Source organism: Sphingobacterium sp. SG20118 (genome assembly GCF_044740685.1).
Classification (GTDB): domain Bacteria; phylum Bacteroidota; class Bacteroidia; order Sphingobacteriales; family Sphingobacteriaceae; genus Sphingobacterium.
On record NZ_CP172826.1, the window covers coordinates 4,629,551 to 4,647,340 of the forward strand.

Here is a 17,790-nt window from a genome sequence, read left to right on the forward strand (position 1 = left end):
GTGGTGACGAAAAATATAATCTAAATCAGATTAAATTATATTTTTCTTCCAACAAAATGGCTAATTCCATCGCGTGGTCAAGTTCACCATTTGCCTCTTTTTTCCAAAGGGTATCGATCACTATCAATAGCAATTCGGTTTCTAATTCTGGGTCCTTATAGCCCAGCTCTTTAAAAGCCCTTACGATTATTGCCTGTACCGGTTTCATGAATTGCTCATGTTGTTGTCTTGAAAAGGGATGATGCGAAAGTCGTTCCTGTAATTTCCAAAAGATGGGTTCATCAGCGACCAGTTTACTCGGTAAATTGATCATTTTACGTAAGAAGTCCTTAGAATCACGATAGGTCATCATACCCTTATGATGCGTCAATACCTTACGATATCCAGCTTTGATCAGATAGACCAATAAGGAGTCCTTATTACCAAAATGTTTAAAGATTAGGGCCTCGGAAACGCCTGCGTTTTGAGCAATAGCCTTGGTAGAGGTATCTGCATATCCTTGCTCTGAAAATAAATTCAAAGCTTCACGCATAATTTTTTCTTTTCTACTCAATACACTATCTTTCATTTTTTTACTCTTTATACAGCTTACAAACTTAGATAAATTGTCCTTTATATACAATTTACTTGAGCTGAATATTAAATCATATGACGATCAAATTTCAATAGGTGCTCAAAATATGTGCTGCGATTAATTATGCGATGATATCTATGGTATATTCTATTCCGGTAATAGGTATTGCTATCTGCTAAAGTGCACTGCGTAAATTTCTATATCCATCTTTAATCAACGGTAAGCATATAACCTACTCCGCGCACATTGGTGATTTTTATACGCGAATCCTTATTCAGATACTTTCGAATTCTACTGATGAATACATCGAGACTCCTGCCTGAAAAATACTTATCGTAACTCCAATAGGTCTTCATGATATCCTCTCGAGGAATAACTTGATTCCTGTTTTCATAAAGACTTCTCAGAAGTTCGCTTTCGCGATACGATAGCTTGATCATTTCACCTTTATAACTTAACGTTTGCTTGAGGCTATCTAATACATAATCGCCAATCATCAAGTTTTGGCCCAGTTGCATCTTTGGACTGCTCTTCAATAAGGACGTTATACGGACAACGAGCTCTTCAATGCGGAACGGTTTTTTGACATAGTCATTGGCTCCGATATGGAATCCTTTGACAACATCTTCGGTCTGTACGCGTGCCGTCAGGAAAATGATAGGCACCTGACTATCGCGTTCTCGTATATGTTTGGCCAGTGTAAAACCATCCATTATAGGCATCATCACGTCAATCAGCAAAATATCTGGCTTTTCCATCTCGAAAGCTTTCAACGCAGTTTGTCCATCCGAGCAATGTCGCACCGCGAATCCATTTGTTTCTAAACTATCGCTGACAATAAGTGCCAAACTCGCTTCATCTTCCACATATAATATATCCATCATAATCCTATTATTTTGGTAGTGTAATGGTAAAGGTACTTCCTTTATTTGGTATGCTTTTTACTTTAATTTCTCCACCATGCTGACGGATGACCTGCCGTACATAGGCCAACCCTATTCCAAATCCCTTTACCTGATGTAAATTTCCTTCTGGAACGCGGAAAAACAGACCAAATATATCCTGTTGATAGGCCATTGCAATCCCCTTTCCTTTGTCTGAAATACTAAACTCGATCTGGTCGCGATGCTCCCGTACATGGATGCAGATTTCTACTCGTTCTCCCGAATATTTCACGGCATTTTCCAATAGATTATTGACGACATTTCTAATATGCGAACCATCCGCGCGCAAATAGAGCGCTGCAACATCGCTATCTACCGTTATTTTCACTTCCTTATTGACATTGATCTGGAAAGTGTCTGCAGCCTTTTCTAAAATCTGGATCAAATCGATCTGACTCCATTCCAACAGCAGGCCATTACGCTCGTCGACGTCCATTTGTAAGACACGATCGATCATATCGGATAGGTGATCGAGCTCGTTCCTTGAAATACTGAGGTAACGATCCATCTTAGCATAATCCTGTTTGCCTCCATACAATTGGATGGCCTCTATGGCTGCCATCACAGTAGAAACAGGTGTCTTTAACTCATGGGTCATGTTATTGACAAATGCTTTTTGCATCTCTGCCAATCTATTTTGACGAAAGATAGTTTTAAAAAGATAGCTTATGGAGCCTATAAAAATAGTGACCAAAAGAATAGCAATACCCAATTGCCAACCCAGATCAAAAAGTAGATCTTTCCATACATCTTTAAACTTCACGACCAAAAACTCACTGTTGGCGGCATCAATCATCATAGGGCGTGTCCAAGACAGTTTCTTTTCACGATAGGCTTTACGAATAGCAAATAAACTGTCGCGCGGGATAATATGGGTTGTAATATCGTAACTGGAAACCACCCCCTTATTCTGCAACGCAAGATCAAATCTGCTCTTTATTTCTTCAATAATAGCTGGGGTACTCTTAATCTGTAAAAATAAAGAAGGAGCCATAATCTCCCCACTGGCTTTACCACCCCCTTTACTTGTGTCAGCGCCGCCTACGGCAACCGCTTTACGGGCTATTCGACTTGCCCCGGGATGTTTATGATAAGAAACAAGCTCCTGAAAAAGGGTATCAATTTCAGTATCGGTATACTTATCCCTTAACTTCTTGCGCAGTTCGCCCAAAGCACCGCCCTGATCACTTTTCAAATCGCTACTGTGTGCCTGATATACCTCCTGTACGATATTGAACATACTGCGTTCTGCAGAGGAAAGAAACAGCTCCAACCGGTTATTATAACTGCCGTATAACCATATACTCAGGATACTAACCAGCCCGATCCCGGTTAATACCGACATTGTAATCAATAATTTAAACTTGCTTGCCATAATTAAAAACAAATTTAAATTACTAAATTTGCATTCGCCTTGGTAATTAACCATATTTAACAAAATATAACACTGATTAACAATGCGCATTGATTACATTTGCATTATTCAATTTTTAAGCATGATAAGAAATTTTAAGAGACATAGCGTTCAATTTTTATTCTCAGCGTTATTACTGCTAGGCATTTCAGCTTGTAATAAAGATATATCGCTCTCTTTAGACAATTCAAGAGATGAATCAATGGGTATCGTTCCGATGGATTCGCTTCAAGTGAATGCATCCACTTATCAATTGGATGACGTACCGACATCTGCAACAGGCGTTATTCTTGTTGGAAAAAATACGGATATCCTAACAGGTTCCATCACGGCATCATCTTATATGCGTATGGGCATCGGTGAAATCACAACAGCATCCATTCCAACTGCTGCAAAGTACGATTCCATCACATTTGTATTGAAACCTAACAAATATTTCTACGGAGATACAACCAAAACACAAACGATAGCGATTCACCAAGTAACGGATCAGATTACATTAAAAGAGATCAACTCGGGTTCTGATATCAATGAGAAACCAGTTTTTGTAAGTGGTCCGGCCATCTATAACGATCAAAAATTTGCTTACGATCCTACGGCTTTAGGAACGTTATCATTCCAACCTTTTGTCAAAAAACTAGATTCGGTAGCCATTAGATTAGATGATAATTTAGGCAATACCTTATTCTCGATGATCAAAGAGGGAAAGTCTGCTATTTCTTCAAATCAGAATTTTGTTGAGTACTTCAAGGGTATTGCAGTAATACCTGGAGAAAATAATACCGCGATCATCGGTTATAAAGATACCGTAACCATGCAGATTCATTATAACTTTGTCAATGAGCAGGGTTTTAAAGTAAATGCTGTTGCTAAATTCAATTTAGGCGATAAGGCCTACCAATTTAATAATGTCGCATCAGACCGTCAAGGAACAGCATTTAGTGCGCTTACGGTTAAGAATCCTGAGCTAAAGAGTGAAACAACAGCTGGTGATGTTTTCTTAGAAGGTAGCACTGGAACGGTTGTAAAATTGACCTTTCCGACACTTTTGAAATTAGTTAATGATCCAACTGTAGCGATTAATAAGGCTGAACTCGTTATAGAGACGGAGAGCAAATACCAGAACTCGTTTTTCAACTCGCCATCAAGCTTAATCTTAATGGTGGCTAATGGATACGGTAATCCGGTAAGTATGGTCAACACACCATTTGATACAAAGCCACAACAAGCTCCTTATATCGGCGCAAATGATTTTGGTACAAATGCAAAGTATGTATTCAATTTGATTGAATATTTAAATAATATTAAACAAGAAAGCTACTATAATACCTCCCTATTTGTGAGCGTACCAACATCTGGTTTATTCTCTAGTGTAGATAAACTTATTGTAGCAAAGGATGCAAATAACAAACCAAAAATAAAATTAAACATCTTATATACTAAATTTTAACAGTTTATGAACAAGAAAAATTGGCTACTTATCATATTAGCGTGCGTCGTAACTTTCTCAACTTACTCTTGTAAATCGAAAGATAATAATGATGAAGACGAAGTAGTAGAATGGACAAGAGCGTCTGCTTTCGATGGTGACGCAAGAAGTGGAGCAGTATCTTTCTTAGTTAACAATATTGCTTACGTAACAACAGGTCTTTCAAAAGAAGGACAAGTAGATGTTCGCAAAAAAGATACATGGGCATATAGTGCTTCTGCAGGAACTTGGTCTCAAAAAGCTGAATTCCCTGGTGTAGCGCGTAACAACGCAGTTGCTTTTGCTATTGGTGACAACGGATATGTAGGTACAGGTTATGATGGAGCTAATGCTTTATCTGACTTTTATAAGTTTGATACTAAAAATAATACTTGGACTAAAATCGCTGACCTTCCAGCTGAAGCACGCTTTGGTGCTGTTGCTTTCTCTATCGGAGGTTACGGTTATGTAGGTACGGGTTCTAGAAATAATACAGACAATAACGTAAAATCTTTCTACAAATATGATCCTGCTGCAAATGCATGGTCAGCTGTAGATAGCCCATTAGAATCAAATAGAAGATATGGATTCGCTTTTGTAATCAATGATATTGCTTATGTAGGTGGTGGTATCGACAACAGTTCATATCCTGAAGATTTCTTTAAATATGATGGTAAAGGATGGACGAAATTGAATGATTTAAACCGTGATGATAAATCGTACAACTACAACTTAACACGTTCAAATACGTCTTCTTTTGTATTGAACAACTTAGCTTATGTAGTAGGTGGTTACAAACAAACGGTTATCAACACAATCTGGGAATACAACCCTTCAAATGACGTATGGAATGCTGACAATCAAGTTTTCCAAGGTCAAGCTAGACAAGATGCTGTTGGATTTGCAATCGACAACGTAGGTTATATTACTACTGGTCAAAATGGTTCAAATAAATTCTACGATACTTGGAAATTTAATCCTGTAAAATAGGGTAACAATCCATATTTAAACATAATAAAGGGGTCGTATCAGATAAGATACGACCCCTTTATTATTTCATTGAAAAACGCCTCTTTATCGTTTACAATCTTCGCATATCCTCCTCCGACCTTATCACCATTGATCAACCTTAGACCAGCCAAATTTTCAGGCTCATGTAGCATGCTTCATACCAAGTTATACCCCTATTCGGATTGTATGCACGACAAGCCCACAGTTTATGCTATCTCCCATCGGAGGATGGCCGCTTATTTTAGTGAAGAAATAAATTGAAATAGAAACGAGTCTGCTTCATGCAATGCATATACGACAAGCAGATCGAAGAACTAGCGCAGTCCCTTTTCTAGATTGGAATATGGCTATAGGTTATGTCCAAAAGAAAAGGAGCTATAACATGTACTGCTATAGCTCCTCCCTAATAGTATAAATTGAGATTAAATCAAACCTCTTTCTTTTAATGCTTCAGCGATCTGAATTGTATTTGTTGCGGCACCTTTACGTAAATTATCGGCCACAACCCACATGTTTAAGGTATTAGCTTGTGATTCATCACGACGGATACGTCCTACGAATACTTCATCCTTCCCATGTGCATCTTTTGGCATTGGGTATTTCAAGTTTGCAGGATCGTCAACCACAATAACACCAGATTGTGCAGCTAGTGCTGCGCGAACGTCTGCCAAATCAAAATCATTTTCAAATTCAATGTTCAACGCTTCGGAATGCCCGCCCATCACTGGGATACGCACTGTGGTTGCTGTTACTTTAATCGAATCGTCACCCATGATCTTGTTTGTTTCCAAAATCATTTTCATTTCCTCTTTGGTATATCCATTGTCTTGGAAAACATCAATTTGAGGGATGACATTTAAATCGATTTCATATGCATATGCTCGCTCGCCATCTGTTTTTCCAGCACGCTCATCCATCATCTGTTGAACGGCCTTTACGCCAGTACCTGTTACAGATTGATATGTCGATACAACAACACGCTTAATTTTATATTTATCATGAAGAGGCTTTAAAGCGACCACCATCTGTATCGTCGAACAGTTGGGATTAGCAATAATTTTATCTTCGGCTGTTAAAACATCTGCATTTACTTCTGGAACGACTAATTTTTTAGTAGGATCCATACGCCAAGCTGATGAATTGTCAATAACCGTAATGCCTGCAGCTGCAAATAATGGAGCATACTCCAAAGAAGTAGAACCTCCAGCAGAGAACAAGGCAACATCAGGTTTCAAGGCAATAGCTTCAGATAGTGTAACCACCTTATACTTCTTTCCCTTAAAATCAATTTCCTTACCCTTACTACGCTCTGAAGCTACTGGAATTAATTCTGAAACTGGGAAATTGCGCGCTGCTAACACTGTTAGCATCTCAGTACCTACAAGGCCTGTTGCGCCGACTACTGCGACTTTCATCTTGTTACCTTCTCTTTAATTTGTTATGTAATCTGTTGTAAATATTCAAAATAGAATATTCGTATTTCTCAAACTTACGAAATTTAGGGCTAATATTTGACGATTATTGCAAAAAAATACATAAAGTAATATTAATATGGACACATTAATGCCTCTTTAATAAAATATCTTCAAATATTGTTAGCAACCAGCAGCTAACAGTGCTCTTGTGCAGATTGCTAAAATCTACTGTAATAAATGTTAAGATACAACGTGATCATGCTAGAAACAGCATTAAAATTTCATCATAGAAAACTTAATCTACCTCAAATGAGCTGCAAAAAAAATAGCAGATAAATTCTAGGCAACATATTAAATAAATTTTTGCTTTAAATATTCGGCAAAAAAGGTCGCCAATAACCATGCTCAAAAGTTCTTTTTTCTCCATTACTGAAATGGGTACCAAATGTGCCGATTTATCCTACCAAGAAAACTAAAAAAAAAGCAATCGATTGATATGTAATAAAAGGCCACAAATTGAAGAAATAATCAACTAAAAAGATCTTAAAAGGTATCATTAAAAGGCTTTGATTTACATGAAAACACATTTCAATCACCATGATAATAAAGGCTTTAAACAGACTACAGGTGCATTAATATTCGTTTTTTGACCGCTCACAAAAGATTGATTACCTTAATAAAAATACTATATTTGCATCGATGAAAGAAAGCATTATTATAATCGGTGCAAATGGCCAAATCGGAACAGAATTGGCTACAGCTTTAAGAGAGAAATTTGGTACAGAAAATGTCGTTACTTCCGATATTAGAGAACCTCAAAATTTAAAGGATGGAGAAATTTTCGAACCCCTCAATGTGCTTGAAAAAAGTGCTATAAAATCCTTATTTATAAAATATAAACCTACACAAGTATATCTATTGGCCGCCATGTTATCGGCTACTGGCGAAGTTTATCCGCAAAAAGCTTGGGATTTGAACATGAATGGTCTATTGAACGTATTGGACTTAGCTGTCGAATATAAAGTTGCCAAGATTTTCTGGCCAAGTTCAATCGCAGTATTCGGTCCACATTCGCCTAAGACGAATACCGATCAATATTGTGTGATGGATCCAAATACAATCTACGGTATCAGTAAATTAGCTGGTGAGCGTTTAGTAGAATGGTACCAAGAAAATCGTGGATTGGATATCCGTAGTATCCGTTACCCAGGTATTATCTCATGGAAAGCGGAAACCAGGAGGTGGTACAACTGACTATGCTGTTCATATTTTCTATGATGCATTGAAAAAAGGAACTTATGAATGTTTCCTATCGGAAGATACAGCTTTACCGATGTTGTATATGGACGATGCCATTCGTGGTACTTTACAGTTAATGGATGCGCCAAAAGAAAGTTTAACGATTCGCTCAAGCTATAATTTAACAGGGGTAAGTTTCACTCCAAAAGAACTAGCAGAAGAAATTAAAAAAATTCTTCCTAATTTTACAATCACTTACTCGGAGAATGATCCTAGACAAGCTATTGCAAATTCTTGGCCTGCTAGTATTGAAGATTCTCCAGCAAGAACAGATTGGAACTGGAAGCCAGCTTTTGATTTAGCTAAGCTTACTGCCGAGATGATAGAGAATCTTAAAACAAACAAAATATAACATGGGAAGAGCTTTCGAATTTAGAAAAGAACGTAAATTTAAACGCTGGGCCAAAATGGCTATTCAATTCACGCGTTTAGGTAAAGAAATTGCAATTGCAGTGAAGGACAATGGCCCTCACCCAGAGACAAATTCAAGATTACGTACAGCGATAAACAATGCGAAAGCTGTAAATATGCCTAAAGATCGTGTAGAAGCGGCAATAAAAAGAGCTTCTGAAAAAGATTCTAAAGGCTATGAAGAATATGTATATGAAGGATATGGCCCTCATGGGGTGCCGATCTTAATTGAAACTGCTACAGATAATACCAATAGAACAGTGGCCAATATACGCAGTTACTTCACCAAAGCTGGTGGTACATTGGGTAAAACAGGCTCACTAGATTTTATCTTCAATCGCAAATCTCTTTTTAGATTCCCGGCAACGGAAGATTTAGACACGGATGAGTTGGAATTAGAATTGATCGATGGTGGTCTTGAAGAATTATACATCGAATCGGATGAAGAAGGTAATGATATCGTAGTGGTACAGACTTCTTTTGAAGATTTTGGCAATATGCAACGTCTATTGGAGGAGAAAGGGATTGTAGTTTCTTCTGCTAAATTAGAACGTATCGCATTATCACATACGGATATCTCTGAAGAAGAAGCTGCCGATGTATTGAAATTAATCGATAAAATTGAAGAAGATGATGATGTTCAGGCTGTATATCATAATATGGCTTAATATTTTCGCATAACAACATTAAAAAGAGCGCTAGTCGCTCTTTTTTTATGTTCAAAATAAGCGTAAAATAGCATCCAAGCTATTAAAGATTAATAAAATAGTATACATTTGTACTAGACTAAATATTTTCAGGATGACTTTTGAAGAATTTTTCACTAAAAAAAAGATAGATTTAATAGCTTTAAAGAAAGCTGACAACTCACTTTATGAAGAATTCAGAAAACATTTCGCGGCAATGGGTGAAAAGAGTTTTGATCACACTAAAAAATTCTGGTTCAATAGACTGCGAAAAAGTTATCGATTAGAGGAAGTAATAGTTGATCAAAAAGAGAGCAAGAAATCGGTAGAAGTAAAGGAACAACAAACGGTCACAACCAAAGAAGCGATCCCTGCGACTGGATTTAAGCCTCGTTTTAGAGCTCCTGCAATTCCATCAAAACCAACGACAGACACCGTTAGCGAGGTGGATACAAATGAACCGACTAAGACTGAAACGGAAGGCACGACTAAGCCTGCGGGTTTTAAACCTCGTTTTAGAGCGGGAGCAACGAAAGCTGCGATAGCAAAAGACCCAGTAACCGAAACTGCTTCAACAGATGCTACTCCTAATGCTGAGCAGGAAACAGCATCAATTCCTGAACTGCAAGCTTCTGAAGGAGTCGATAAGACCGCAGCTGCAAATCCTACATCGGAAGAAACAAAAAAACCTGCGGGTTTTAAACCTCGCTTTAAAGCTGGAGTAACGAAAGCTGCAATAACAAAAGACCCGGCAGCGGAAGCTGCTTCAACAGATGCTTCTCCTAATGTTAGGCCGGAAACAGCTCCTACCGCTGAACTGCAAGCTGCTGAAGGAGTCGATAAGACTGAAGTAGCAAATCCTACATCGGAAGAAACAAAAAAGCCTGCGGGTTTTAAACCTCGTTTTAAGGCTGGAGTAACAAAAGCTGCAATAACAACAGACCCAGCAACCGAAACTGCTTCAACAGATGCTAGTCCTAATGCTAGGCAGGAAACAGCTCCTACCGCTGAACTACAAGCTTCTGAAGCTACCGATAAGACCGCAGCTGCAAATCCTACATCGGAAGAAACAAAAAAACCTGCGGGTTTTAAACCTCGCTTTAAAGCTGGAGTAACGAAAGCTGCAATAACAACAGACCCATTAATCGAAACTGCTTCAACAGATGCTACTCCTAATGCTAGGCAGGAAACAGCTCCAATTACTGAAGTACAAGCTTCTGAAGCTACCGATAAGACCGCAGCTGCAAATCCTATATCGGAAGAAATAAATAAGCCTGCGGGATTTAAACCTCGTTTTAAAGCTGGAGTAACAAAAGCTGCAATAACAAAAGACCCAGCAGCGGAAACTGCAACAACAGACACGACTTCTGATACCGAGCAGGAAATACCTCCTACCGCTGAACAGCAAATTCCCGAAGCTACAGACAAGACCGAAGCAGCAAATCCTGCATCGGAAGAAATAAACAAGCCTGTGGGTTTTAAACCTCGTTTTAAAGCTGGAGTAACAAAAGTAAAAAATAAGGATAGCGAGTAAAAAAACATTTATTTTTTATACCTTCATATAATTACATTTGTATAAATAATTTCTACTATATAAACTATCTGCTATGTTAAAAGAGGAAAGACAAGCTTTCATTATACATCAAATCAATTTGCACAATAAGGTATTGTCGTCAGACTTAAGCATTCAGCTCAATGTATCTGAAGACACCATCCGACGTGACTTAAATGAACTAGCTGAAAATGGTAAAGTACTAAAAGTATACGGCGGTGCACTTTCCAAGTCTTTTCAATTTCCTTTTCAAGATGGCAACGTGTATGCGAAAGAAGCGAAGAAAGAAATTGCTAAAAAAGCGATTACGTTACTTCAAAATGGCATGACCATTCTTGCTGGTGGTGGCACAACGATGATTGAATTAGCCCGACTTGTCCCAGATAGTCTACAGTGTACGATTTTCACGATAAGTCCACTTGTTGCGTTAGAGTTAGCAGAGAAACCTAATTTAGAGGTCATACTGATTGGAGGAAAATTATCCAGAAATACCAATATTGTATCTGGATCGCAAGTAACAAACGAATTATCTGACATCAAGGTTGACATCTGCTTATTAGGTACCAATAGTCTATCTACACAAGATGGTGTTACAGACTCGGATTGGGAAGTAGTACAAATCAAAAAAGCGATGATAAAATGCTCTACGAAACTGGTTATCCTAAGTATCGCTGAAAAGTTAAATTCAGTACAAAAAATGAAAGTCGTCCCACTCCACGATGTGAATTATCTGGTAACGGACTTAAATCCAACACATCCTAGTTTATCAGAATTTGCGAATACCATTAATGTACTGTAAGAATACCCTTTTCATTCTCATGCAAACCTCTAAAAAAAATCAGTAGGTTTGCATTATAATGAAAATACCAGCATTACCAGGATTTAATCCAGAAGCATTCGAAAAATATTTTAAAAACACGGGTTGGCTTTTAATCGCGCGTGTAGGATCTCTTTTTATAAAAATGTTGGTAACCACATTTGCGCTTCCTTCCTATTTGGGAAGTGCACATTTTGGTACTTACAACTACCCGCTAGTCATACTCGCTTTTTTCACGGGTATAGCGACCATGGGAAACCGACGGACTCATTACACGACAGCTCTTACAACATCCTGAAAAAGAAAACATATTACTAGGTTCGGCATTACGCATCCGTATCATTACGGGCTTCTTAGTCCTACCCCTCGTGTACATCACTTATTTTCTCATTGCTCATTTTGCGCCAGAAGCCCCTGCCGCCTCTTTTAAGCAGGTTGCCCTTGTGTCGTTCATTTGCATCATTCAGGCCGTACAGATCATTGATAGCTTTTTTCAAGCAAAGGTAAAAGGCAAGGTTATCATGCTGGTACAGGTCGGGGGAAATATCCTATCGGCTGTTATCAAGTTTGCTTTAATTCTTTTTAAAGCTCCTTTAGATGCTTTCATCTGGACTTTAATCATCGACGTCATCATCTTGCAAATTGGCTACTTAGCGCTATACCATAAAACAGGCAACCGGATATCCAATTGGAAATACGACCCTACTACCGCCAAAGAACTGTTGAAACTGGGGTGGCCACTCGCATTTTCCTCTTTATTCATCACGTTCTATATGAAAATCGATCAATTGATGATCGATGCCATCCTAGGTAAATCGGCTCTGGGTGTGTACTCAATAGTTGTATCACTTAGTGAAAGCTGGTATTTTATGCCTGTGGCCATATCAACTTCCTTATTTCCTGCCATCATGAATGCCCGAAGGACAAGTCCTGAATTATATCAAAAACGTCTCGGAAATCTGTATGAGCTAATGGTATTCGTAAGTGTATCCGTCGCCCTGATCGTGACATGTGTGGCTCCTATTTTATTCAAATATTATTATCCGCCGGAGTATGCTGAAGGATTACATACACTTCAAGTACATATCTGGGCAGGCGTATTTACATTCCTAGGAACCGCTAGTGCCCAATACCTTATTGCCGAAGGTCTCACAAAAATCACCTTGTATCGCACAGCGTTTGGCGCATTGCTGAATGTCATATTGAATTATTTTTTCATACCAAAATTTGGCATTATCGGAGCTGCCTACGCTACGCTAATCGCCTATTTTGCATCTACTTTTTTCCTGCTATTCATTAAAAAAACACGTCCAAACGCCATTCTGATGATCCGGTCCCTCTTCCTTATCGGATTATTATCGACGATAAAAGAAAAGTTTTTGAAAATAAATCGTTAAGTTTATTTTCTCTTATAAAACTAAAAAATGGAAAAAACTGGTAGTTACCAATCGTTATTGAATAGTAAATTGTTAAAAGGGCTCTTATCCTTAGCGTTTAAAGGATATTTCGTACAAACTGGATGGGTCAATTCGTACTTAAACAAAGAATCATTAAACCCTAATGGTGAACCAATTCCTTGGCTCACTTATTCCTTTTTGGATTTTTTGGATGGTCGATTAAATAAAAATTTGATGCTTTTTGAATATGGAGCTGGAAACTCCACCCTATTTTATGCGCAACATGTAAAACAGGTAATCGCGGTAGAACACGATACCAATTGGTTTGAACGCATCAAGAATCAAATGCCCGAGAATGTAGAAATGAGGAACATAAGTTTGGAGCATGATGATTATGTAAATGCTATTCTGCAAGAAGATCAGCGCTACGATATGGTCATCGTTGATGGTAGAAAACGTGTTGCTTGTTGTAAAAATGCAATCGAAAGATTGAATGAAGGTGGCGTACTGGTACTGGATGACTCTGAAAGAACACACTATCAACCTGCTATCGATTATCTCGTACAACAGGGTTTTAAACATATCCCTTTCTCTGGTATTGCAATCGGGGCTATCCATAGAAAAGTAACATCCTTATTTTACAAAGAAAATAACTGCTTAGGAATCTAATAAAATGTCAGCTGCTCCAATCATCTTATTTGTTTACAACCGACCTGATCATACTTTACAGACATTACAGGCACTAGAAAAAAATGCATTAGCGGCTTCGTCCGAACTATTCATTTATTCTGATGCTCCCAAAAACCAACAATCAAAAGTTGCCGTGGAGCAAGTGCGTGAAGTAATCAAAAGCGATTGGAAGTTTAAAAAAGTCCACCTTATTCTGCGCGATACGAACTGCGGACTGGCAGCGAATGTAATCGATGGCGTATCTGCAATCGTAAAAAAATACGGACGAATCATCGTCTTAGAAGATGATCTGACGACCTCTCCTTTTGCCTTAACGTATTTCAATGATGCGCTGGAGCGTTATCAACATGAGGATAGGGTGATGCAAATATCCGGATACGGCTATCCATTGAAGGATTTGGCATTGCTACCCGAAACTTTTTTCTTTCGGGTAGCGAACAGCTGGGGCTGGGCAACCTGGGACCGAGCATGGAATCATTTCAACGCTGATATAAATAGCCTCACGGACGACTTTACCACCGAACAGATTCACCAGTTCAGTATTGAAGGGAAAGAGAATTTTTGGAAACAGGTGCAGGAATTCAAATCTGGTAAGATCAATTCTTGGGCTATTCGTTGGTATGCTTCTGTTTTTAAAAATAACGGTCTGGTACTTTATCCTCGCAATTCACTGACCCAGAATATCGGGAACGATGGTTCGGGCACACACACAGCAGCCGAATCTACGTATCAGGTGGTACTTGCTACTGAAAAAATAACACAATTTCCCGCAGATATTCGTGAACATGCGCAGGCTTATGAAGCAATTAAGTATTTTTACGCCCATAGAAAAGGGTCGCTCTTGAATAGAGCAATCCGTTTTGCAAAAAAGAAATTCAACGCATAAAAAAAATAGCATGCATAATCATCCCACATTTTCCATCATTACAGTCGTTTACAATAATGTGCGGGACATCGAACATACCTTAAAATCTGTTGTTGGTCAAACATACAAGCAGATTGAATATATCGTGATTGATGGGCAATCAACGGACGGCACACTAGCCCTGATCGAAAATTACAGATCGCAGATAACGAGGATTATCTCTGAAAAAGATAAGGGTATTTACGATGCGATGAATAAAGGGCTCGCGATAGCTACTGGAGATTATGTGCTCTTTTTAAATTCTGGAGATGAGCTCTATTCAAAGGATACTTTGGCCAATTTAGCTGCCCTGAGCGATGATGCGGATATCCTATATGGGGAAACCTTTTTAATCAACGAAAAGCGGGAAATAATCGGTGAGCGCCGACATAAAGTCCCGATGCATTTTGATTGGAAAAGCTTTCGCTATGGCATGAACATCTGCCATCAAGCGATTTACATCAAACGAAGTATTGCTGAACCTTATGATTTGCACTATAAATTGTGTGCTGATATTGATTGGGTGATAAAAGCGGCAAAAAAGGCCAATAAATGTGTCAATGCCCAGCAACATGTTGCCCGCTATTTAGTGGGTGGTATGTCTAAGCAAAGACATCGCGAATCGCTGAAAGAACGGTATGATATTTTCAAAAAATACTACGGAACGATTCCAAATCTGTTCAATCATTGTATTATTGGGCTGAGAATGATCGCCTATCGCATTAAAAATGGTAATCCTGAAGACTAATGATGAATCCTGATATCTTAACAGAACTCGTAACGGTAAAAATGCCTTTTGGAAAATACAAAGGATATACCTTATGTAATTTACCGGAACCTTACTTGGTTTGGTTCCATCAGAAGGGCTTTCCTCCCGGAAAACTTGGCATTCAATTGGGTACACTTTACGAGATAAAATTAAACGGATTGGAATATCTGTTGGAACCTTTGAAGAAAAAGTAATCAAAATCATCACGGTCACCACCCCCTATTTTCTATATTTCCCGCTTATCATAGTTTTGAGTCTGCTCGCAACGATACTTCTGCTATAGATAATTTTTGATGGTAAAGGAGATAGCAATAAGGATATATGGAACAGATCTATCCCCGTTTCTTTGATATATGACACAAATAAAATTGTAAATAAAACAATTTTATCTAATTTTGCATTGTAATTCATTTACATTAAACGCCGTTTGCAGCGGTATCAATGAAAACTATGGCACAATATCAAACTTTACTGTACTATTGCTACAGCCCTATCGCTGACGCTGAAAAATTTGCGGCAGATCACTTAGAATTTTGTAAATCGTTAAATTTAGTTGGACGTATTATCGTTGCGGAAGAAGGTCTAAATGGAACGGTATCGGGTTCCCCGGAATCCTGTAAAGCGTATATGGATGCCATATATGCCGATGGCCGATTCAATCATACCGAATTTAAGATAGATGAAGTATCAGAACCTTCTTTTATTAAGATGCACTGCCGCTATAAAACCGAAATTGTGCATTCTGGCCTACGTGACCCGAAAATTATCGACCCTACGCAAAAAACGGGTATCCATCTTGAACCGAAAGACTTTATGGAAATGAAGGATCGTGATGATGTTGTGGTGCTTGATGTCCGTTCCAACTATGAGCATAATGTCGGTCGCTTTAAAAATGCGGTAACGTTAGATATTGAAAATTTTAGAGAGTTTCCAGAAAAAGTGAAGGAACTAGAACAGTATAAGGGTAAAAAAATATTAACCTATTGCACGGGTGGTATAAAATGTGAAAAAGCTTCGGCCTTATTATTGGCGGAAGGTTTTGAAGATGTATACCAATTGCACGGGGGTATCATCAAATATGGGAAAGAAGCTGATGGAAAGGATTTTGATGGTAAATGTTACGTGTTTGACAATCGTGTTACTGTAGATGTCAATTCGGTAAACCCTGTGGTTGTATCAAAATGCAAAAACTGTGGGCAGGAAACACCGAAGATGATCAACTGTGCTAGTCCCATCTGTAATGAGCATTTTACACAATGTGATGCTTGTGGCGAACAATTGGAGGGCTGTTGCTCTACAGCATGTCAAGAAGACCCGCTAAAGCGTACCTACGATGGTACAGGTTACTATGTAAAAATACCACAACCTGTCAATATGGATAAAATAAGCAAAAGAAAACATAAAAACTTCCCATCAAAAGTTAGTTTAGAAAATTCTTAATAAAAGAAAAGGGTCGAAAATATTTTCGACCCTTTTCTTTTATAATGTTATTACTTATTTATAATAACCTGATTATGGCAACTCCTCATAAGGATAGTCCGAACAGAATTCAGTGACACCAAGAGCCATTACGCGATCAATTTCTTTTTTACTATTGTTATTCCCACAAAGTAACTTAATGCCTAGCCGCTCACATGTATCAACTAAGTTTTTGTCTATCAGATTTGCATTAGGTGCATAATATGTTGGATAAAATGTCAGTAATTTCATGTTTTCTTCAAATGTTCCCTTTGTCGCATTGAGCATTGTAATAATTTTCGGAAAATCCTGATGTACAATTTCCAAGGTGCGAGGATCGAAGGACTGAATAATGACGCGGTCAGCAATATTTTTATCATTAATGATCTTCATTAAATCTTTCACAAATACCCCCGGATTAGGTTGCGCCTTTCCATCTCGTTTTGGATTGGTTTTGGTTTCAATGCTGTAGCGCGGTATAACACCCAAAGTTTTCGCATAAACTTCAACACTATCAATTAAATCTGTCAACTTTGGAATCTCTGATTTAAAATTACGTTGCTTGGGAAAATCCTTGTGTTGTTGGCTTCCCACATCATATTTAGCAATCTCTTGATAGGTCATTTTATAAATAGCATGCTCTTTCCTATTTCTTATTGGTTTTCCAGCTGGGTCTAATGTAATCAAGGAATCCAACCAAGGATCATGGGAAACTACGGCATGTCCATCTGAAGTGAATGCGATATCCAATTCCAATACTCCAGCTTTCTTATCTAAAGCATGTTTCATGGCTGCTATGGTATTTTCGGGCATTAGGCCTCTAAAACCGCGGTGTGCGTAAATAACAATATCTTGCTGAGCATAAGAAATAAAACTCCCAAATATTGTACAAATTATTAAAATAAACTTTTTTATGATCATATCAAATAAAATTGGTCTGCTATATAGCGCAATAATTAAAAGAGCAGCTTAAAAAGCTGC

At 38.2% G+C, this 17,790-nt stretch carries 17 protein-coding genes and 1 pseudogene; 13 read left to right on the forward strand and 5 right to left on the reverse strand.

What is annotated here, in order from left to right; all coding sequences use genetic code 11:
* Nucleotides 1-25 precede the first annotated feature (25 nt).
* The 3 genes from ACFX5U_RS21155 to ACFX5U_RS21165 all read right to left on the reverse strand — a co-directional run bounded on the left by ACFX5U_RS21155 (nucleotide 26) and on the right by ACFX5U_RS21165 (nucleotide 2,863).
* Nucleotides 26-568 carry a TetR/AcrR family transcriptional regulator gene (locus ACFX5U_RS21155; protein ID WP_400262056.1) on the reverse strand — a complete coding sequence of 181 codons (543 nt, stop codon included), beginning with the start codon at nucleotides 566-568 and terminating at the stop codon, nucleotides 26-28.
* A 215-nt stretch (nucleotides 569-783) separates the two neighbouring features.
* Nucleotides 784-1,458 carry a response regulator transcription factor gene (locus tag ACFX5U_RS21160; RefSeq protein WP_400262057.1) on the reverse strand — a complete coding sequence of 225 codons (675 nt, stop codon included), beginning with the start codon at nucleotides 1,456-1,458 and terminating at the stop codon, nucleotides 784-786.
* A gap of 7 nt (nucleotides 1,459-1,465) precedes the next feature.
* Entirely contained in the window at nucleotides 1,466-2,863 is a 1,398-nt protein-coding gene (locus ACFX5U_RS21165; RefSeq protein WP_400262058.1) for a sensor histidine kinase, read from the reverse strand.
* 151 nt (nucleotides 2,864-3,014) lie between these two features.
* Here ACFX5U_RS21165 and ACFX5U_RS21170 point away from each other — a divergent pair, with 151 nt between their 5' ends.
* Nucleotides 3,015-4,382, forward strand: a complete 1,368-nt coding sequence (locus ACFX5U_RS21170; RefSeq protein ID WP_038701751.1) for a DUF4270 family protein — start codon at nucleotides 3,015-3,017, stop codon at nucleotides 4,380-4,382.
* A 6-nt stretch (nucleotides 4,383-4,388) separates the two neighbouring features.
* Complete coding sequence (locus ACFX5U_RS21175; protein ID WP_038701752.1) at nucleotides 4,389-5,390, forward strand: kelch repeat-containing protein; 1,002 nt, start codon at nucleotides 4,389-4,391, stop codon at nucleotides 5,388-5,390.
* Between the two features lie 443 nt (nucleotides 5,391-5,833).
* On the opposite strand, the gene ACFX5U_RS21180 is transcribed toward ACFX5U_RS21175, so the two are convergent.
* On the reverse strand, nucleotides 5,834-6,826 hold the full coding sequence (locus ACFX5U_RS21180) for an aspartate-semialdehyde dehydrogenase (RefSeq protein WP_038701753.1): 993 nt from the start codon (nucleotides 6,824-6,826) through the stop codon (nucleotides 5,834-5,836).
* A gap of 699 nt (nucleotides 6,827-7,525) precedes the next feature.
* Between ACFX5U_RS21180 and ACFX5U_RS21185 the strand changes: the two are divergent.
* The 11 genes and pseudogenes from ACFX5U_RS21185 to ACFX5U_RS21235 all read left to right on the forward strand — a co-directional run bounded on the left by ACFX5U_RS21185 (nucleotide 7,526) and on the right by ACFX5U_RS21235 (nucleotide 16,791).
* Nucleotides 7,526-8,477, forward strand: a pseudogene (locus ACFX5U_RS21185) (NAD-dependent epimerase/dehydratase family protein).
* A 1-nt stretch (nucleotide 8,478) separates the two neighbouring features.
* Nucleotides 8,479-9,204: a YebC/PmpR family DNA-binding transcriptional regulator gene (locus ACFX5U_RS21190; protein WP_038701755.1), complete on the forward strand. Its 726-nt coding sequence runs from the start codon at nucleotides 8,479-8,481 to the stop codon at nucleotides 9,202-9,204.
* 133 nt (nucleotides 9,205-9,337) lie between these two features.
* Entirely contained in the window at nucleotides 9,338-10,756 is a 1,419-nt protein-coding gene (locus ACFX5U_RS21195; RefSeq protein ID WP_400262059.1) for a hypothetical protein, read from the forward strand.
* Between the two features lie 73 nt (nucleotides 10,757-10,829).
* The gene (locus ACFX5U_RS21200; protein WP_038701757.1) at nucleotides 10,830-11,573 is read left to right on the forward strand and encodes a DeoR/GlpR family DNA-binding transcription regulator; all 744 of its coding nucleotides are present in this window, start codon (nucleotides 10,830-10,832) and stop codon (nucleotides 11,571-11,573) included.
* A gap of 58 nt (nucleotides 11,574-11,631) precedes the next feature.
* Nucleotides 11,632-11,889 (forward strand): hypothetical protein, encoded by a 258-nt coding sequence (locus ACFX5U_RS21205; protein ID WP_400262060.1) that lies wholly within the window; start codon nucleotides 11,632-11,634, stop codon nucleotides 11,887-11,889.
* A gap of 34 nt (nucleotides 11,890-11,923) precedes the next feature.
* On the forward strand, nucleotides 11,924-12,988 hold the full coding sequence (locus tag ACFX5U_RS21210; RefSeq protein ID WP_400263624.1) for a flippase: 1,065 nt from the start codon (nucleotides 11,924-11,926) through the stop codon (nucleotides 12,986-12,988).
* A gap of 27 nt (nucleotides 12,989-13,015) precedes the next feature.
* Nucleotides 13,016-13,657 carry a class I SAM-dependent methyltransferase gene (locus tag ACFX5U_RS21215; RefSeq protein ID WP_038701759.1) on the forward strand — a complete coding sequence of 214 codons (642 nt, stop codon included), beginning with the start codon at nucleotides 13,016-13,018 and terminating at the stop codon, nucleotides 13,655-13,657.
* A 4-nt stretch (nucleotides 13,658-13,661) separates the two neighbouring features.
* The gene (locus ACFX5U_RS21220; RefSeq protein ID WP_400262061.1) at nucleotides 13,662-14,564 is read left to right on the forward strand and encodes a glycosyltransferase; all 903 of its coding nucleotides are present in this window, start codon (nucleotides 13,662-13,664) and stop codon (nucleotides 14,562-14,564) included.
* Between the two features lie 10 nt (nucleotides 14,565-14,574).
* Nucleotides 14,575-15,330 (forward strand): glycosyltransferase family 2 protein, encoded by a 756-nt coding sequence (locus ACFX5U_RS21225; protein WP_038701761.1) that lies wholly within the window; start codon nucleotides 14,575-14,577, stop codon nucleotides 15,328-15,330.
* Nucleotides 15,331-15,332: 2 nt separating this feature from the next.
* Complete coding sequence (locus tag ACFX5U_RS21230) at nucleotides 15,333-15,545, forward strand: DUF3820 family protein (protein ID WP_200878688.1); 213 nt, start codon at nucleotides 15,333-15,335, stop codon at nucleotides 15,543-15,545.
* 256 nt (nucleotides 15,546-15,801) lie between these two features.
* Nucleotides 15,802-16,791 (forward strand): rhodanese-related sulfurtransferase, encoded by a 990-nt coding sequence (locus ACFX5U_RS21235; protein ID WP_038701763.1) that lies wholly within the window; start codon nucleotides 15,802-15,804, stop codon nucleotides 16,789-16,791.
* A gap of 72 nt (nucleotides 16,792-16,863) precedes the next feature.
* Here the strand turns inward: ACFX5U_RS21235 and ACFX5U_RS21240 are convergent, their stop codons facing one another.
* On the reverse strand, nucleotides 16,864-17,730 hold the full coding sequence (locus ACFX5U_RS21240) for a glycerophosphodiester phosphodiesterase family protein (RefSeq protein ID WP_400262062.1): 867 nt from the start codon (nucleotides 17,728-17,730) through the stop codon (nucleotides 16,864-16,866).
* Between the last annotated feature and the right edge of the window lie 60 nt (nucleotides 17,731-17,790).

Bases quoted from the DNA above. Each gene is read 5' to 3' on its own strand.
- ACFX5U_RS21155 (WP_400262056.1), bottom strand. From the start codon at position 568: ATGAAAGATAGTGTATTGAGTAGAAAAGAAAAAATTATGCGTGAAGCT.
- ACFX5U_RS21160 (WP_400262057.1), bottom strand. From the start codon at position 1,458: ATGATGGATATATTATATGTGGAAGATGAAGCGAGTTTGGCACTTATT.
- ACFX5U_RS21165 (WP_400262058.1), bottom strand. From the start codon at position 2,863: ATGTCGGTATTAACCGGGATCGGGCTGGTTAGTATCCTGAGTATATGG.
- ACFX5U_RS21170 (WP_038701751.1), top strand. From the start codon at position 3,015: ATGATAAGAAATTTTAAGAGACATAGCGTTCAATTTTTATTCTCAGCG.
- ACFX5U_RS21175 (WP_038701752.1), top strand. From the start codon at position 4,389: ATGAACAAGAAAAATTGGCTACTTATCATATTAGCGTGCGTCGTAACT.
- ACFX5U_RS21180 (WP_038701753.1), bottom strand. From the start codon at position 6,826: ATGAAAGTCGCAGTAGTCGGCGCAACAGGCCTTGTAGGTACTGAGATG.
- ACFX5U_RS21190 (WP_038701755.1), top strand. From the start codon at position 8,479: ATGGGAAGAGCTTTCGAATTTAGAAAAGAACGTAAATTTAAACGCTGG.
- ACFX5U_RS21195 (WP_400262059.1), top strand. From the start codon at position 9,338: ATGACTTTTGAAGAATTTTTCACTAAAAAAAAGATAGATTTAATAGCT.
- ACFX5U_RS21200 (WP_038701757.1), top strand. From the start codon at position 10,830: ATGTTAAAAGAGGAAAGACAAGCTTTCATTATACATCAAATCAATTTG.
- ACFX5U_RS21205 (WP_400262060.1), top strand. From the start codon at position 11,632: ATGAAAATACCAGCATTACCAGGATTTAATCCAGAAGCATTCGAAAAA.
- ACFX5U_RS21215 (WP_038701759.1), top strand. From the start codon at position 13,016: ATGGAAAAAACTGGTAGTTACCAATCGTTATTGAATAGTAAATTGTTA.
- ACFX5U_RS21220 (WP_400262061.1), top strand. From the start codon at position 13,662: ATGTCAGCTGCTCCAATCATCTTATTTGTTTACAACCGACCTGATCAT.
- ACFX5U_RS21225 (WP_038701761.1), top strand. From the start codon at position 14,575: ATGCATAATCATCCCACATTTTCCATCATTACAGTCGTTTACAATAAT.
- ACFX5U_RS21230 (WP_200878688.1), top strand. From the start codon at position 15,333: ATGAATCCTGATATCTTAACAGAACTCGTAACGGTAAAAATGCCTTTT.
- ACFX5U_RS21235 (WP_038701763.1), top strand. From the start codon at position 15,802: ATGGCACAATATCAAACTTTACTGTACTATTGCTACAGCCCTATCGCT.
- ACFX5U_RS21240 (WP_400262062.1), bottom strand. From the start codon at position 17,730: ATGATCATAAAAAAGTTTATTTTAATAATTTGTACAATATTTGGGAGT.